Below are 15,390 nucleotides of genomic sequence, written 5' to 3'. Positions count from 1 at the left end.
GTACGGGGTGTTTTTCCCCGGTCCGGCGGCGCGGGAGCGGCGGAAGGCGGCGTGGCGGCGACGGACGGGCCGCCGTGGCGTCCGCCGCCCGTCCCGCGCCGGGCATCGGCGTCCGGGTGTGCCGCCGCCCGGAGGGCCGACGTGTCCCGTTCGCCGCGCTTCGGCGCACCCGTTCTTCAGCGCGCCGGCGCGGCCGCGCGCCCCGTGGAGGGCTGCCCCAGCGCGCGCAGCGTTTCCTTGACCGTCGACACGCGGATCGCCAGGTCCGGCGTGCGCGTCTCGATGCGCAGCTTGTCCTGGCCGGCCAGCTTCACGTGACGGTGCTTCTGCACCATCTCGATGATGCGCATCGGATCGATCGGCGGGTTCGGCACGAACTGCATGCCGATCGCGGCCTCGCTCGCGTCGATCTTGCTGATGCCGAGCGGCCTGGCCGCGAGCCGCAGCCGGTGCGTCTCGACCAGCGCGTGGGCCTGCGGCGGCAGCTTGCCGAAGCGGTCGATCAGTTCCTCCTGGATCGCGTCGATCGCGTCGCCGTCCTCGCAGTTCGCGAGCCGCTTGTAGAGCGAAAGCCGTTCCTGCACGTCGCCGCAATAGTCGGCGGGCAGGATCGCCGGCGTGTGCAGGTTGATCTCGGTGGTGGCCGCGAGCGGCGCGAGCAGGTCCGGCTCGCGGCCGTTCTTGAGCGCCTTCACCGCGTCGTTGAGCATCTCGGTGTAGAGCTGGAAGCCGATCTCGTGGATCTCGCCCGACTGCTTGTCGCCGAGCACCTCGCCGGTGCCGCGGATCTCGAGGTCGTGCATCGCGAGGTAGAAGCCCGAGCCGAGTTCCTCCATCTGCTGGATCGCCTCGAGCCGCCGCTGCGCCTGCTTGGTGAGCGCCTGCGGGTCATGCACCAGCAGGTAGGCGTAGGCCTGGTGGTGCGAGCGCCCGACGCGCCCGCGCAGCTGGTGCAGCTGCGCGAGGCCGAACTTGTCGGCGCGATGCATGATGATGGTGTTCGCGCTCGGCACGTCGATGCCGGTCTCGATGATGGTCGTGCAAAGCAGCACGTTGGCGCGCTGGCCGACGAACTCGCGCATCACGCGTTCGAGTTCGCGCTCGTGCATCTGGCCGTGCGCGATCGAGATGCGCGCCTCGGGCACCAGCGCTTCCAGCATCGTCTTGCGGTTCTCGATCGTCTCGACCTCGTTGTGCAGGAAGTACACCTGGCCCCCGCGCTTGAGCTCGCGCAGCATCGCCTCGCGGATCACGCTTTCCTCCTCGCGTCGCACGAAGGTCTTGATCGCGAGCCGCTTCTGCGGCGCGGTGGCGATCACCGAGAAGTCGCGCAGGCCTTCCAGCGCCATGCCGAGCGTGCGCGGGATCGGCGTGGCGGTCAGCGTCAGCACGTCCACCTCGGCGCGCAGCGCCTTCAGCGCCTCCTTCTGGCGCACCCCGAAGCGGTGTTCCTCGTCGATGATGACGAGCCCGAGCCGCTTGAACTGCACGTCCGAGGACAGCAGCTTGTGGGTGCCGATCACGATGTCGACGCTGCCTTCGTTGATCTGCTGGATCGCCGCGTTGACTTCCTTGGTCGACTTGAAGCGCGACAGCTCGGCCACCCGCACCGGCCAGTCGGCGAAGCGGTCGATGAAGGTCTGCGTGTGCTGCTCGGCGAGCAGCGTGGTGGGCGAGAGCAGCGCCACCTGCTTGCCGCCCATCACGGCGATGAACGCGGCGCGCAGCGCCACCTCGGTCTTGCCGAAGCCGACGTCGCCGCACACCAGACGGTCCATCGGCTTGCCGCTCGTCATGTCGCCGATCACGGCCGCGATCGCGGCGGCCTGGTCGGGCGTTTCCTCGAAGCCGAAGCTCTCGGCGAACTTCACGTAGTCGCGCGGTTCGAGCGCGAACGCATGGCCCTCGCGCGCGGCGCGCCGCGCGTAGAGGTTCAGCAGCTCGGCCGCGGTGTCGCGGATCTGCTGGGCGGCACGGCGCTTGGCGCGCTCCCACTGGCCCGAGCCGAGCTGGTGCAGCGGCGCGCTGTCGGGATCGGCGCCGCTGTAGCGCGAGATCACGTGCAGCTGCGCGACCGGCACGTAGAGCTTGCTGTCGCCCGCGTACTCGAGATGCAGGAACTCGGTCTCGCCCTCGCCGAGGTCCATCGAGACGAGCCCCATGTAGCGGCCGATGCCGTGCTGCGTGTGGACCACCGGATCGCCCACCTTCAGCTCCGAGAGGTCGCGCACCATCGCGTCGACGTTGCTGGCCTGCTCCTGGCGGCGGCGTCCCGAGCGGCGCCCGGTCGAGCCGTACAGTTCGGTCTCGGTGACGATCGCGTAGCCTTCGCCCGGCACCGCGAAGCCGCTCGTGAGCGGCGCCACGCCGAGCGCGAAGCGTTCGCCGCCGGCCAGCCACGACGCGTAGCTGTCGTTGCCGGCCGGCTTCAGGCCATTTTCGGCGAACAACTGCGCGAGCGTTTCGCGGCGGCCCGCCGATTCGACCGTGAACAGCACGCGGTTCGGGGTCGTCTGCAGATAGCGGCGGAAGGTGGCCACCGGGTCGTCGGCCTGCCGTTCGAGCGCGAGCGGCGGCAGCGTGGTGGCCCAGCCGCCGGCGGCCTGCGCGGGCAGCACCAGGCGCGCGAACGGCTTGGCGAGCGTGTAGAAATCGTCGTCGCTGAGGAACAGCCGCTGCGGTTCGAGGATCGGCCGCTCGCGGTCGTGCGAGAGGAACATGTAGCGCTGTTTCGTGTCGGCCGTGAAGCGGCGGATCGCCGTGTCGAGGTCGCCCGTGAATACCAGCTGCGCGTGCTCGGGCAGATAGTGGAACAGCGTGGCCGTGTCGTCGAAGAACAGCGGCAGGTAGTACTCGATGCCGGCCGACGGCACGCCGTTGCCGATGTCGCGATAGATCGGCGCGCGGCTCGGGTCGCCCTCGAAGGTCTCGCGCCAGCGGCTGCGGAACGCGGTGCGCGCGGCCTCGTCGAACGGGAATTCGCGGCCCGGCAGCAGGCGCACGTCGCGCACCGGGTAGAGGCTGCGCTGGGTGTCCGGGTCGAACGCACGGATGGAATCGATCTGGTCGTCGAACAGGTCGATCCGGTAGGGCAGCGGCGAGCCCATCGGGAACAGGTCGATCAGCGAGCCGCGCACGCAGTATTCGCCGGGGCGCACCACCTGGCTCACGTGCTCGTAGCCGGCCAGCGTCAGCTGCGCCTTGAACTTCGACTCGTCGAGCCGCTCGCCCTGCGTGAACGCGAACGTGTAGGCGGCCAGGAACGAGGCGGGCGGCATCCGGTAGAGCGCCGAGGTGGCCGGCACGAGCAGGATGTCGCAGCGGCCTTCGCCGAGATCGTGCAGCGTGGCCAGCCGTTCCGAGACCAGGTCCTGGTGCGGCGAGAAGGTGTCGTAGGGCAGCGTTTCCCAGTCGGGCAGCAGCCGCACGCGAGCCTCGGGCGCGAAGAAGCCGATTTCCTGCGACAGCCGCTGTGCGTCGGCCGGGTTCGCGCAGATCACCGCGAGAAGCGGCACCTGGGCCTTGTGCGCGGCAAGATAGCGGGCGATCGCGAGGGCGTCGGCGGAACCTGGCGCGCCGTCGAAGGCGAAGCGCTGGCCCGCTTTGACGAGGGCGACGGGGGACGGCGGAAAGCTGGCGTTTTCTGGCATGGACGGGGCGGGATGGCAAGCGCCGTGACCGGCGGCGAGCGGCACGGCGGCCGAGGCGAAAGACCTATTATAAAATCCGTCTCTCGATTTCCCTATTTCCGGCGCTCCGCTCCCGTGACTCCCCGACTTTTCGCCCTGATTCCCTGCGCCGGCACCGGCAGCCGCTCCGGCTCGGCCCTGCCCAAGCAGTACCGCACGCTGGCCGGACGCGCGCTGCTGCACTACACGCTCGCCGCGTTCGACGCGCTCAGCGAGTTCGCGCAGACGCTGGTGGTGATCTCGCCCGACGACACCCACTTCGACGCGCGCCGCTTCGCCGGCCTGCGCTTCGCGGTCAGCCGCTGCGGCGGCGCCTCGCGCCAGGCCTCGGTGCTCAACGGCCTGCTGGAGCTGGCCGGATTCGGCGCGACCGACGCCGACTGGGTGCTGGTCCACGACGCGGCGCGCCCCGGCATCACGCCGGCGCTGATCCGCACGCTGATCGCGACGCTGAAGGACGACCCGGTGGGCGGCATCGTCGCGCTGCCGGTGGCCGATACGTTGAAGCGCGTGCCGGCGGGCGGCGACGAGATCGCCCGCACCGAGGCACGCGACGGCCTCTGGCAGGCCCAGACGCCGCAGATGTTCCGGATCGGCATGCTGCGCGAGGCGATCCTCGCCGCGCAGCGCGACGGCCACGACCTGACCGACGAAGCCAGCGCGATCGAGTGGGCCGGCCACGCGCCGCGCGTGGTGCAGGGCAACCTGCGCAACTTCAAGGTCACCTATCCCGAGGATTTCGAGCTGGCCGAGGCATTCCTGTCGCGGCCCGCGAGCGCCTCCTGAACCCCTTTCACCACGAACCAGACACCGCATGGACATCAGAATCGGACAAGGCTACGACGTACACCAGTTGGTTCCCGGCCGGCCGCTCATCATCGGCGGCGTGACGATCCCCTACGAACGCGGCCTGCTCGGCCACTCGGACGCCGACGTGCTGCTGCACGCGCTGACCGACGCGCTGTTCGGCGCCGCCGCGCTCGGCGACATCGGCCGCCACTTCTCGGACACCGACCCGCAGTTCAAGGGTGCCGACAGCCGCGTGCTGCTGCGCGAATGCGCGAGGCGCGTGGCCGCCGCCGGCTTCACGATCGGCAACGTCGACACCACCGTGATCGCGCAGGCGCCGAAGCTCGCGCCGCACATCGACGCGATGCGCGCCAACATCGCCGAGGACCTCGGCCTGCCGCTCGATCGCGTCAACGTGAAGGCGAAGACCAACGAAAAGCTCGGCTATCTCGGCCGTGGCGAGGGCATCGAGGCGCAGGCCGCCGCGCTGCTGGTGCGCGGCGCGGCGTAGGCCGCCATGTCGGGCATGCGGGACGAGGCGCCCGCATGCCGCTGCCGAAACACGACGCCCCGCGAATCGCTCGCGGGGCGTCGTCGTTGGGGGCCTGCCGTAACGGGGTGATGGATCGGGGGGATCGGGGTGATGGATCGACGGCCGGCGCGGGTGGCGATGATGCCTACGGCGCCGGATCGCCGGCGGCCGACACGGGCGGGCAGGGTTCGCCGGTTTGCAGCGCCTCGAGCGTGCGCAGGATCTCCGCGGGATTGCGGCCCACGTCGAGGCTGTTGACCGAGACGTGCCGGATCGTGTTGTCGGCATCGACGATGAAGGTCGCGCGCAGCGCGACGCCGGCATCGTGGTCGCGAATCCCGAGCTGGTCGATCAGTTCGCCCTTCACGTCGCCGAACGCATGATGATTGAGCCGGTCGAGGCCCGGATGCGCGCGGCGCCACGCGAGCTTCACGAGTTCGTTGTCGGCGCTGCCGCCGAGCAGCACGGCGTCGCGCTGCTCGAACGCGGCGCGCAGCCGACCGAATTCAACGATCTCGGCGGCGCAGACCGGCGAGAAATCCTTCGGATAGAAATAGAACACCTTCCACTTGCCCGGGAACGAGGCTTCGGTGATCGTCTCGAAGGCCGACTGGCCGTTTTCCTCGGGATGGTTGAAGCCCGGCTTCGCGGCCGTGACGGTGAAGGTGTCGAGCAGGTCGCCGACGGTTTTCATGCGCGCTCCTTCCGGTGAGGGGGAGTCGGGCTGCCGGCGCGGCGGCAGCGGGAATCACGACTATAGATCGTTCGCGCCGGCATTTCAGGGGGCGCCATCAAGGGCGGGCGCAGCGCCCGTTCAGCGGCGGCCTGGCTCGGGCCGGCGCGTATCAGGCCGGGGCGCGGGCGGCCTTGCCGGTCGGGAAGTCGAGCGACACTTCGAGGCCCGGCTCCGGCGCGCGGTTGCGCAGCTTCAGCGTGCCGCGATAGCGGCCCACCAGCCGCAGCACGATCGCCATGCCGAGGCCGGTGCCGTCGGCGTTGCTGCGCGCGGTGTCGACGCGATAGAACGGCCGCATCACGAGCGGCAGCTGGTCGTCGGGGATGCCGGGGCCCTCGTCGCGCACCACCACCTCGACGCGCGCATGCGAGGCGCGCGTCTCGATCGTGATGCGGGCGATGCCGTCGGCCTGGCTCAAGCCGTACTTGCGCGCGTTCTCGACCAGGTTGCCGATCACGCGGCGCATGTCGGTCTCGTCGGCCTCCACCACGGCGGCCGGCGCGAGCCGCGTGGTGATCCGCACGCCGTCCTCGTGGGCGAGGCGCGCGCCCACGTCGTGCGCGATCAGCGACAGGTCCACCGGCTCCAGCGTGCGCTGCTGGAGCGGCCGCGCGTAGTCGATGAAGGCGGCGATGATGCGGTCCATCTGCTCGATGTCGTCCACCATCGCGTCCTTGGTGGCCTGGTCGGACGGGCTCATCTCGGTCTCGAGCCGCAGCCGCGCGAGCGGCGTGCGCAGGTCGTGCGAGATGCCGGCCAGCATCAGCGCGCGATCGGCGTCGAGCTGCTCGAGGTCGCGCACCATCTGGTTGAAGCTGCGGTTGGTGTCGGCCGCCACGCCCATGCCGCGCTCGGGCAGCGGCTCGGGCATCTGCCCCGCGCCGACCTTGCGCGCCGCGTGCGCGAGCCGCGAGAACGGCTGGTTCACGAGGCTCGTGATGAACGCCGAGCCGAGCAGCGACAGCGCCAGCGCGAACAGCCCCCAGCCGGCCCATTGCAGGCCCGTGACGGTGTCGAGCTGGTCGCGGTCGAGCGCGACCCAGTAATCGTCGTCGTCGATCTTGAAGCTGATCCAGACGCCCGGGATGTCGTTGACCGACTGCGCGATCACGGTGTCGTCGCCGAGCCGGCTGCGGATGTCGTGTTCGATCAGACGATTGAGGGATTCGTCGGGCTGCAGCTTGAACTTGTCGGTGGTCTCGCGCGGATAGACGCGCACGCCTTCGTTGCTCTCCAGATCCTGCAGCAACGCGCGGCGCAGGTCGGGATCGGAATAGAGCAGGGCGGTGCGCGTGAGCTTGACCACGGCGACGAGCTGCAGCGCCACGCGCTGCGCGCGCGGCTCGCGCTCGATCACGCGGAAGCTCTGAAACCACGCGGCGAGGCTCACCGCGATCAGCAGCGCGATCAGCAGGAAGGTGCGCCAGAACAACCCGCCGAAAACGAGCGTCAGGAGGCGCCGGTCAATACGCATAGGAGCGGACTGTCTCGGTGGCTGGGCGAAGGGAAGCCCGCGGGCGCGCGGCTCGCGCGCGCCCGCGCGCGCCCGCGCGGCGGCATCAGGCGGCGCCGTCGGGAATGAAGACGTAGCCGAGGCCCCAGACGGTCTGGATGAAGCGCGGGCTGCCCGGATCGGGTTCGATCAGCTTGCGCAGCCGCGAGATCTGCACGTCGAGGCTGCGATCGAACACTTCGTATTCGCGCCCGCGCGCCAGTTCCATCAGCTTCTCGCGCGACAGCGGCTGGCGCGGGTGACGCGCGAACACCTTCAGCACCGAGAATTCGCCGGTGGTCAGCGGAATTTCCTGGCCCGACTTGGTCAGCGTGCGCGTGGCGAGATTCAGCGAGAACTCGCCGAACTCGAATACCTCGGTGGTCTCCGACGGCGCGCCCGGCAGCTCGGCCGGCGCCTGGCGGCGCAGCACCGCGTGGATGCGCGCGACCAGCTCGCGCGGATTGAACGGCTTCGGCAGGTAATCGTCCGCGCCCATTTCGAGGCCGACGATGCGATCGACGTCCTCGCCCTTGGCCGTGAGCATGATGATCGGCGTGCGATCGTTGCTGCCGCGCAGCCGGCGGCAGATCGACAGGCCGTCCTCGCCGGGTAGCATCAGGTCGAGCACGAGCAGGTCGAAGCGCTCGCGGACCCAGAGCTTGTTCATGGCGGTCGCGTTCTCCGCGACGTAGACATTGAAGCCCTGCTCGCCCAGGTAGCGACGCAGCAGATCGCGCAGGCGGGGATCGTCGTCCACGACGAGAATTTTCGAGGGATTTTTGGTTTCCATGGGCGGCATCTTATCGCGATTACGAAGGGGCGCACGGGCGCGGGATTTTACGAGTAACAGTCGGTTACAAAATTTACCCGTGCTGCGATGTTGAGTAAAGCCACTCGTTAGACACTCCTTTACTTGACGCGGAAATTCAGTGGATACTCCACCCACCCGATTTTTCGTAGTTCGTTCGCCCGATATTCGCCGGGTTCGTTCAAGTACCAGAGGTAAACGGTTGCCGCGTGAGGAAGGGAACAAATCGACCAGAGAAGCGAGCACGGTGATGCGATCGAGCCGGATCGCATGGGCACTGGCGTTCGCGTTCGCCGGCCTCTTTGCATCGAACCTTGCCTGCGCGCAACGCCCCGAGCGCAACGCGCCGTCGCATCGGGCACCGCGCCCGCACGTACCGACGCCGCCGCGTGATTCGCAGCTCGACCGCTTCGACGATCCGACCGGGCGTTCCGCCGTGTCTCCCGATCTCGACGAGCGCCGCCGTGACGGCCACATGACCCCCGAGGAACGGCATCTGCTCCGGCAGCATATCGAAGACGCGGTGCGGGAACTCTACAAGCGCTGATTTCAACGGACGCGTTCGTGTCGTGGCGTGAATCGTCACTGCGTTGTCGTCGGATTGTTCTTCCTTCGTCGTCCCCGATTTCAATCGATTACCTGCGCGTGACATCGCGCGGTGCCTGCCTGCGCCGATTCGCTTACCGTTTCCCATCTGGATCGGCATGCCGCGTTGCCGACGCCGCGGGTTCGCCATGACGGCGCGGTTACGTTTGCGACGCTTCGGTTACACATGCATGGCGCCGACCCGCGCACCCTGCGTCAACGATCTCGCCGGCCGGGCCGTTGAGCAACGAGTGGCGTGCTGCCGATACCGGTAGCGCGGCCGGAACGTCGATCGCCGATCGACTGGGGAGGGACACTCGATGCATCGATCCGGAACCGTTGCGAATCCCGCCGGCGCGCTCGCTGGTGCTCGCCCGCCTGCCGCGATGCTCGTGCCGCTCGATGCGGACGACGCGCGTTTCCTGCTTGGCCGCACCGGCTTCTCGCCGACGCCGGCCGAGCTGGCGCCCTATGTCGGCATGACGCGCGCGGCGGCCGTCGACGCCCTGCTGGCCGGCGCGCGGCAGGCGCCGATGACGCCGCTGCCCGACTGGGCCGACGCGCCGCTGCCGCCGCGCGCGGTGCGCAACGCCTGGACCCCCGAGCAGCGCCGCGACGACCAGCGCCTGCAGGCCCAGCGCTACGACGCGCTGCGCGCCTGGTGGCTCGGCGAGATGCTGGCCACGCCGTCGCCGCTCGCCGAGCGCATGACGCTGTTCTGGCATCGCCATTTCACCTCGGGGCAGGACAAGGTGCCGTATCCGCGCACCATGGCTGCGCAGCATCGGCTGCTGCGCGCGCAGGCGCTCGGCAACTTCGGCACGATGCTGCACGCGGTCGCGATCGACCCGGCGATGCTGCAGTATCTCGACGGCGCGAGCAATCGCAAGGGGCGCCCCAACGAGAACTTCGCGCGCGAGGTGATGGAGCTGTTCACGCTCGGCGAAGGCCACTACACGCAGCACGACGTGGCCGACGCGGCCCGCGCGCTGACCGGCTGGGGGCTCGACGCCGATACGCTCGAAACCGTCTGGCATCCGAACCTTCACGATGACGGCATCAAGACCGTGCTCGGCGAAACCGGTCCGCTCGATACCGGTCGCGTGCTCGACATCCTGCTCGCGCAGCCCGATACGGCCCGCTTCGTCGCCGCGAAGCTGTGGCGCGAGTTCGTGTCCGACACGCCGGAGCCGGCCGCGCTCGACACCGTCGCCGCGCGCTTTCGCGACAGCGGCTACGAGATCGGCGCGGCGCTCGCGGCGCTGTTCGCCACCGACGCGTTCTGGAGCGACGCGGTGCGCGGCGTGCATGTGAAGGCGCCGACCGAATTCGTGGTGGGCACGGTCCGCATGTTCGAGCTCGACTACGGCGACGCGGCGCAGTTCGTGCCGGTGCTGAACGCGCTCGGCGAGCGATTGTTCGCGCCGCCGAACGTGAAGGGCTGGCCGGGCGGCCCGCTCTGGATCAACAGCGCGACCTTGCTCGCGCGCAAGCAGTTCGTGGAGCGCATGTTTCGCTCGACCGCCGCCGGCTATCATGCGAAGCCGCCCGCGGCGGGCAAGGCGGCCATGCCGGCCGCCGCGCCGCTCGCGCACGGCGCGATGCGCTTCGATCTCGACGGCTGGCTCGCGCGGTTCGGCACGACGCCGCAGGCACGGCCGACGCTGTCGGCCGAGTTGCAGCTGCAGCACGCGGTGCTGCCGGTCTCGCCGGTCGCCGCGATCGAGGCCGACGCGAACGGCGCCGCGTATCTGCGCGCGCTGCTGATGGACCCGGTCTATCAGTTGAGCTGAGCGGGACCGGGCGAGGGGCGGGAAGCGAACGAAGCAGACGCTGACGAGGGTGGCACGATGAAACGACGCGATTTCCTGACCTTGGCCGGCGCAGCGGGTGCCGCCGGCGTCTCGCTGTGGATGCCGCGGCCGGCGTTTGCCGGTGGCCCGTCGGCGAGCGCCGATGACAGGCGGCTGCTGATCCTCGTCGAGCTGAAGGGCGGCAACGACGGCCTGAACACCGTGGTGCCCTATGCCGATCCGCTCTATCGCACGCTGCGGCCCACGCTCGGGCTGCGCCGCGAGACGCTGCTCACGCTCGACGAACACGCGGCGCTGCATCCGTCGCTCGCGGCGCTAATGCCGCTCTGGCGCGCGCAGGAGCTGGCCGTCGTGCAGGGCGTCTCGTATCCGCAGCCGAATCTCTCGCACTTCCGCTCGATCGAGATCTGGGACACGGCTTCGCGCGCCGACGAATATCTCGGCGAGGGATGGCTCACGCGCGCGTTCGAGCAGGCGCCGGTGCCGCCAGGCTTCGCCGCCGACGGCATCGTGCTCGGCAGCGCCGAGATGGGGCCGCTCGCCAACGGCGCGCGCGCGATCGTGCTCGTCAATCCCGCGCAGTTCCTCGGCGCGTCGCGGCTCGCCCATCCGGTGTCGCTGCGCGAACGCAACCCCGCGCTCGCGCACCTGATCGACGTCGAGAACGAGATCGTCAACGCGGCGGCGCGGCTGCGGCCGCGCGACGGCGGGTTCGCGTTCGCCACCGCGTTTCCCGCCGGGCCGTTCGGCACCGCCGTGAAGACCGCGATGCAGGTGCTGGCGTCGTGCGAGACGCCGCAGCGCCAGCCTTCACCAGGCCGTGGCGTGGCCGTGATGCGGCTCACGCTGAACGGCTTCGACACGCACCAGAATCAGGCGGGCCAGCAGGCCGCGCTGCTCGCGCAGCTTGCCGACGGGCTCGCGGCGATGCGTTCGGCGCTCGTCGAGCTGGGGCGCTGGGACGACACGCTGGTGATGACCTATGCGGAGTTCGGGCGACGCGTGCGCGAGAACGCGAGCGGCGGCACCGATCACGGCACCGCGGCCCCGCATTTCGTGGCGGGCGGGCGCGTGCGCGGCGGGCTGTACGGCGAGCGGCCGGCGCTCGCGCGGCTCGACGGCAACGGCAACCTGCCGGTGGCCGTCGATTTCCGGCAGCTCTATGCGACCGTGCTGGGGCCGTGGTGGGGGATCGACGCGGCGTCGGTGCTGCGCGGCCGGTTCGCGCCGCTGCCGCTGCTGCGCGCCTGAGTCCGGCGGCCGTTGATTGCGGCGGGCGGTTGCGTCGTTGATGCGGCCGGAACGGCCGACGAGGGCTGCCGGTTTCGCATCGGGTATCAGCGCCGCCGGGCCGCGCGCCATGCCACCCAGAGCTTGCGGACCGGCGTCAGCGCGATGCGCTGGTGCAGCACCTGAAAGTCATCGCGCTCGATCTCGTCGAGCGTCGCGAGCGCGAGCGCGCCGAGCGCGCGCAGCGTGCGTTGCGCGCGGCGTTCGGCCGGCGGAATCGCGTCGAGCGCCTCGTGCAGCGCCGCGCGCGCGCGCGTGGCCTGGAAGCGCATCAGCTCGGTGAACGCGGGGCTGTAGCGGCGATGCATGAGGTCCGCGGCCGTGACTTCGTAGCGCTGCAGCTCGTCGATCGGCAGATAGACGCGGCCGTGGCGCGCGTCGTGGCCGACGTCCTCGACGAGGCGCGCGAGCGTGAGCGCGTTGCCGAGCGCGGTGGCCCAGTCCGGCGCCGCATCGGGCGTGCCCGCGCCGACCTGGGCGACGAGCCGCGCGAAGGCCCCGCCGACGCGCTCGACGTAGCGGCGCAGGTTCGCGAAATCCAGGTAGCGTGCCTGCTCGAGATCCATCGCGAAGCCGTCGGCGAGCGTCTGCAGCGCGGCGCCGTCGCTTGCGATCGCAGCGGCGTGCTTCGCGAGCGCCAGCGACACCGGATGCGACGGCTGGCCAGCGGCGAGCGCGGCCAGCTCGTTGCGCCACCAGGCGAGCTTGGTCTGGCCGATGGTCGGGTCGCTCGTCTCGCGCACCGTGTCGTCGAGTTCGCGGTGCAGCGCGAACAGCGCGGTCAGCGCCGCCTGGCTGGCGAACGGCGCCTGGCGGAGCGCGTAGTAGACGCTGGAGCCGGGCGGGGCGGCCTTTTGCTGGCAGTATTCGTCGAAATTCACGGACGGGCGGCTACGAGTGGACGGATCGGGCGCGCAAGGCGGACCGGATGCCGCGTGGGGTGGCGAGTGCGCCGCGATTCTAGCACCGTCGCCCGATCGGTGCGGCGCCTAGAGACAAGCGTGGGGAGATCGGTTAGAATCTCGCGCTTCGCGCTTTCCGGCGGCCGCCCGACTCCACGTCGGCGGTGTGCTCGCGGGACGCCGGGCCGATCGCGGCCGCGTTCCCGAACATCGATGTGCGTGAGTGGCGAAATTGGTAGACGCACCAGGTTTAGGTCCTGACGCCCGCAAGGGTGTGCCGGTTCGAGTCCGGCCTCACGCACCATCCCCCCTTCAGCATTTCGTCGCGTGACGAATATCCCAGCAAAAACCGGCGCCTGACAGCGGCGAACCGGGTGCATGGCCCGCCGTGATTCCCCGGCGGGCCGTTGAATTCATGAATCGCGGCACCCGATTCCCTTCATCCGGTTTCCCGGGCGTGGGCGCGCCACGCCGCGGCGCGCCTCCCGAAACACCACGTCCGTCCGCATCCGGGAACCGGTTATCGGTGCGTCGCCGCGGCAACCAGCCGGGACGCCGATGCCGATGACTCGGCCGCCTCCGAGAAGAACGCCCGCTCGGCTTCCTTGTTCAGCACGAGGATGCTGATGCGCCGGTTCACCTCCGCGTCGGCGACGCCGCGCTCGAGGGGGAGCACGTCGGCGAGCCCGCGCACCTGCAGCAGCTTGTCCTCGCGCAGCTGGCCCGCCACCAGCGCGCGCCGCGCCGCGTTGGCGCGCTCCGACGACAGTTCCCAATTCGAATAGCCGGCGATGCCGCCGGAATACGGAACGGCATCGGTGTGGCCGGCCAGCGACACGCGGTTGTCGACCTGGTTCAGCACGCCGCCGATCTGGGACAGGATGTCGTAGGCGTAGTCCACGAGCCGGGCACTGCCGGTGGCGAACATGGGGCGGCTGCGCGAATCGACGATCTCGATGCGCAGCCCTTCCCGCGTCGTCGACAGCCGGATCTGATTCTTGAACGCCTTCAGCTTCGGGTTCTCGTCGACGAGCGCCGTCAATTGCTGCTTGAGCAGCGCCAGCCGGGCGTCGTTCGCGGCGTCGGCGGGTGAAGGACGGCCCGGCGCGGCCTGCGGTGTCGCGTTGCCATTGCCGCCATGCGTATCGGACAGATCGTGGCCGCCGCCGTCGATCACGCTGGAGCGCGCCACGCCGCTGTCGGCGTGCGCGCCGAGCAGGGCGGACAGCGGCGTATTGAAATAATTCTCGATGCCTTGCCGGTCGTATTTCGAGGTCGAGCCGAGCAGCCACATCAACAGGAAAAACGCCATCATTGCCGTCACGAAATCCGCGTAGGCGATCTTCCATGCGCCGCCGTGATGCCCCTCGTGCGCATCGCGCTTCACGCGCCGCACGATGGTCGTGCCGCCGCCCATCTTGCGTGCCGCCTGCTCGGCTGCCTTGTCGGTTGCCATCCGGTGTTCTCCTCAGGCCGCCTTGACCGTCTTCGTGGCACGCACCGCCTCGTCCAGCTCCTGGAAGCTCGGCCGATCGGACGTGAACAGGACCTTGCGGCCGAACTCCACGGCCACCGCAGGCGCGTAGCCGCTCAACGACGCGAGCAGTACGGCCTTGACGCACTGGAACGGCTTGGCGGAACTGCGGCCCTTGGCGTTGAGCAGATCCGCGAGCGGCCCCACGAAGCCGTAGGCCAGCAGGATGCCGAGGAACGTCCCGACCAGCGCGCCGGCGATCATCTTGCCGAGTTCGGCCGGCGGCGCGCCGACCGAACCCATGGTGTGGACCACGCCCATCACCGCCGCGACGATGCCGAATGCGGGCAGGCCGTCCGCCATCTTCTGGATCGCGGACGGCGCGACCGACATTTCGGCGTGGTGCGTGCCGAGTTCCTCGTCCATCAGGTCCTGCATCTCCAGGGGATTGACGTTGCCGGTGGACATCATCCGCAGGTAGTCGACGATGAAGTCGAGCAGATGGTGATCGGCGAGCACGCGCGAATACTTCTGGAACAGGGCGCTGCCGGACGGGTTTTCGATGTCGGATTCCAGCGACAGCATGCCTTCGCGGCGAGCCTTCTGCAGCACCTCGTAGAGCAGCGCGATCAGTTCCAGATACTGCGTTTTCGTGTAGCCGCTGGACTTGAAGCACGACGGCAGTGCCTTCAGCGTCTTGCCCAGCGTGTCGCGCGGATTGCTGACCACGAAGGCGCCCGCCGCGGCGCCGAAGATGCACAGCAGCTCGAACGGCTGGATCAGGGCGGGGAGGTGGCCCCCCACGCCGATGAAACTGCCGAGTACCGAGCCGATCACGACGATCCAGCCGATTGCCACGAACATATGGACTCCTACAAAATTGAGTGCCTGGATTGACGATTGAGTCGACATGGCCGACGTTCTCCCCGCGGCGCATCGCATGCTTCGATCCGCGACGGCGCAACGGCCCGGGTTGAAAAACGGCGCTGCCTTCAATTGGATGTCGGCATTACGCCGCGTTGCTGAAGGGGCCGGTGCCGTTGCGACTGATTCCCGTTATCGGTCGCCGGCGCCTCGCTCGCGCTCTGCGGCGGCCGGCCCGTTCCGACTGTAGGGCAGCGCGCCCGATTGCGCATCGTCGGGTTCGCCCTGATGAAAAGCGGCTTCAGCAACGGCCGGGCACCCCGTTAACTCCGAATGACGGCGCCTGCACGGCCGCGAGTTCGGATGCCACGGGCAGCTCGAAGCGGCGGCTTGCGCCAAATCTTGGCGACGA

The 15,390-nt window shown here is 69.6% G+C and carries 12 protein-coding genes and 1 tRNA gene; 6 read left to right on the top strand and 7 right to left on the bottom strand.

Annotated features, from left to right (window positions below; translation table 11 throughout):
• Nucleotides 1-176: 176 nt before the first annotated feature.
• On the bottom strand, nt 177-3,650 hold the full coding sequence (gene mfd, locus bpln_RS11520) for a transcription-repair coupling factor (protein WP_055138870.1): 3,474 nt from the start codon (nt 3,648-3,650) through the stop codon (nt 177-179).
• Nucleotides 3,651-3,764: 114 nt separating this feature from the next.
• Between mfd and ispD the strand changes: the two genes are divergently transcribed.
• A complete protein-coding gene (ispD, locus tag bpln_RS11515; protein WP_042625295.1) occupies nt 3,765-4,475 on the top strand; it encodes a 2-C-methyl-D-erythritol 4-phosphate cytidylyltransferase in 711 nt (236 codons plus the stop codon).
• A gap of 28 nt (nt 4,476-4,503) precedes the next feature.
• Nucleotides 4,504-4,989 carry a 2-C-methyl-D-erythritol 2,4-cyclodiphosphate synthase gene (ispF, locus tag bpln_RS11510; RefSeq protein ID WP_055138869.1) on the top strand — a complete coding sequence of 162 codons (486 nt, stop codon included), beginning with the start codon at nt 4,504-4,506 and terminating at the stop codon, nt 4,987-4,989.
• Nucleotides 4,990-5,155: 166 nt separating this feature from the next.
• On the opposite strand, the gene bpln_RS11505 is transcribed toward ispF, so the two are convergent.
• From bpln_RS11505 to ompR, 3 genes are all read right to left on the bottom strand, one after another.
• The gene (locus bpln_RS11505) at nt 5,156-5,704 is read right to left on the bottom strand and encodes a redoxin domain-containing protein (protein WP_055138868.1); all 549 of its coding nucleotides are present in this window, start codon (nt 5,702-5,704) and stop codon (nt 5,156-5,158) included.
• 151 nt (nt 5,705-5,855) lie between these two features.
• Nucleotides 5,856-7,220 (bottom strand): ATP-binding protein, encoded by a 1,365-nt coding sequence (locus bpln_RS11500; protein WP_042625292.1) that lies wholly within the window; start codon nt 7,218-7,220, stop codon nt 5,856-5,858.
• 85 nt (nt 7,221-7,305) lie between these two features.
• The gene (gene ompR / locus bpln_RS11495; protein WP_015875381.1) at nt 7,306-8,040 is read right to left on the bottom strand and encodes an osmolarity response regulator transcription factor OmpR; all 735 of its coding nucleotides are present in this window, start codon (nt 8,038-8,040) and stop codon (nt 7,306-7,308) included.
• A 259-nt stretch (nt 8,041-8,299) separates the two neighbouring features.
• On the opposite strand from ompR, the gene bpln_RS11490 reads away from it, so the two are divergent.
• The 3 genes from bpln_RS11490 to bpln_RS11480 all read left to right on the top strand — a co-directional run bounded on the left by bpln_RS11490 (nt 8,300) and on the right by bpln_RS11480 (nt 11,699).
• Nucleotides 8,300-8,596: a hypothetical protein gene (locus bpln_RS11490; protein WP_042625291.1), complete on the top strand. Its 297-nt coding sequence runs from the start codon at nt 8,300-8,302 to the stop codon at nt 8,594-8,596.
• A 358-nt stretch (nt 8,597-8,954) separates the two neighbouring features.
• The gene (locus tag bpln_RS11485; RefSeq protein ID WP_148654004.1) at nt 8,955-10,427 is read left to right on the top strand and encodes a DUF1800 domain-containing protein; all 1,473 of its coding nucleotides are present in this window, start codon (nt 8,955-8,957) and stop codon (nt 10,425-10,427) included.
• A gap of 57 nt (nt 10,428-10,484) precedes the next feature.
• Nucleotides 10,485-11,699 carry a DUF1501 domain-containing protein gene (locus tag bpln_RS11480; protein ID WP_042625289.1) on the top strand — a complete coding sequence of 405 codons (1,215 nt, stop codon included), beginning with the start codon at nt 10,485-10,487 and terminating at the stop codon, nt 11,697-11,699.
• Nucleotides 11,700-11,785: 86 nt separating this feature from the next.
• On the opposite strand, the gene hpnD is transcribed toward bpln_RS11480, so the two are convergent.
• Nucleotides 11,786-12,619, bottom strand: coding sequence for a presqualene diphosphate synthase HpnD (gene hpnD, locus bpln_RS11475; protein ID WP_042625288.1), 834 nt, complete (start codon nt 12,617-12,619; stop codon nt 11,786-11,788).
• Nucleotides 12,620-12,857: 238 nt separating this feature from the next.
• Between hpnD and bpln_RS11470 the strand changes: the two genes are divergently transcribed.
• Nucleotides 12,858-12,944, top strand: a tRNA-Leu gene (locus bpln_RS11470).
• A gap of 216 nt (nt 12,945-13,160) precedes the next feature.
• On the opposite strand, the gene motB is transcribed toward bpln_RS11470, so the two are convergent.
• On the bottom strand, nt 13,161-14,096 hold the full coding sequence (gene motB / locus bpln_RS11465) for a flagellar motor protein MotB (protein ID WP_055138866.1): 936 nt from the start codon (nt 14,094-14,096) through the stop codon (nt 13,161-13,163).
• 12 nt (nt 14,097-14,108) lie between these two features.
• The gene (motA, locus tag bpln_RS11460) at nt 14,109-14,978 is read right to left on the bottom strand and encodes a flagellar motor stator protein MotA (RefSeq protein WP_042625286.1); all 870 of its coding nucleotides are present in this window, start codon (nt 14,976-14,978) and stop codon (nt 14,109-14,111) included.
• Nucleotides 14,979-15,390 lie beyond the last annotated feature (412 nt).

Origin of the sequence: Burkholderia plantarii (genome assembly GCF_001411805.1) — a bacterium.
In the GTDB taxonomy this organism is placed as follows: domain Bacteria; phylum Pseudomonadota; class Gammaproteobacteria; order Burkholderiales; family Burkholderiaceae; genus Burkholderia; species Burkholderia plantarii.
This window is presented reverse-complemented; position numbering and strand designations above follow the sequence as displayed.

Excerpts from the sequence above, each read along its gene's own strand:
- ispF (WP_055138869.1), top strand. The coding sequence starts at position 4,504 with ATGGACATCAGAATCGGACAAGGCTACGACGTACACCAGTTGGTTCCC.
- bpln_RS11500 (WP_042625292.1), bottom strand. The coding sequence starts at position 7,220 with ATGCGTATTGACCGGCGCCTCCTGACGCTCGTTTTCGGCGGGTTGTTC.
- ompR (WP_015875381.1), bottom strand. The coding sequence starts at position 8,040 with ATGCCGCCCATGGAAACCAAAAATCCCTCGAAAATTCTCGTCGTGGAC.
- motB (WP_055138866.1), bottom strand. The coding sequence starts at position 14,096 with ATGGCAACCGACAAGGCAGCCGAGCAGGCGGCACGCAAGATGGGCGGC.
- bpln_RS11485 (WP_148654004.1), top strand. The coding sequence starts at position 8,955 with ATGCATCGATCCGGAACCGTTGCGAATCCCGCCGGCGCGCTCGCTGGT.
- mfd (WP_055138870.1), bottom strand. The coding sequence starts at position 3,650 with ATGCCAGAAAACGCCAGCTTTCCGCCGTCCCCCGTCGCCCTCGTCAAA.
- bpln_RS11490 (WP_042625291.1), top strand. The coding sequence starts at position 8,300 with ATGCGATCGAGCCGGATCGCATGGGCACTGGCGTTCGCGTTCGCCGGC.
- motA (WP_042625286.1), bottom strand. The coding sequence starts at position 14,978 with ATGTTCGTGGCAATCGGCTGGATCGTCGTGATCGGCTCGGTACTCGGC.
- bpln_RS11505 (WP_055138868.1), bottom strand. The coding sequence starts at position 5,704 with ATGAAAACCGTCGGCGACCTGCTCGACACCTTCACCGTCACGGCCGCG.
- bpln_RS11480 (WP_042625289.1), top strand. The coding sequence starts at position 10,485 with ATGAAACGACGCGATTTCCTGACCTTGGCCGGCGCAGCGGGTGCCGCC.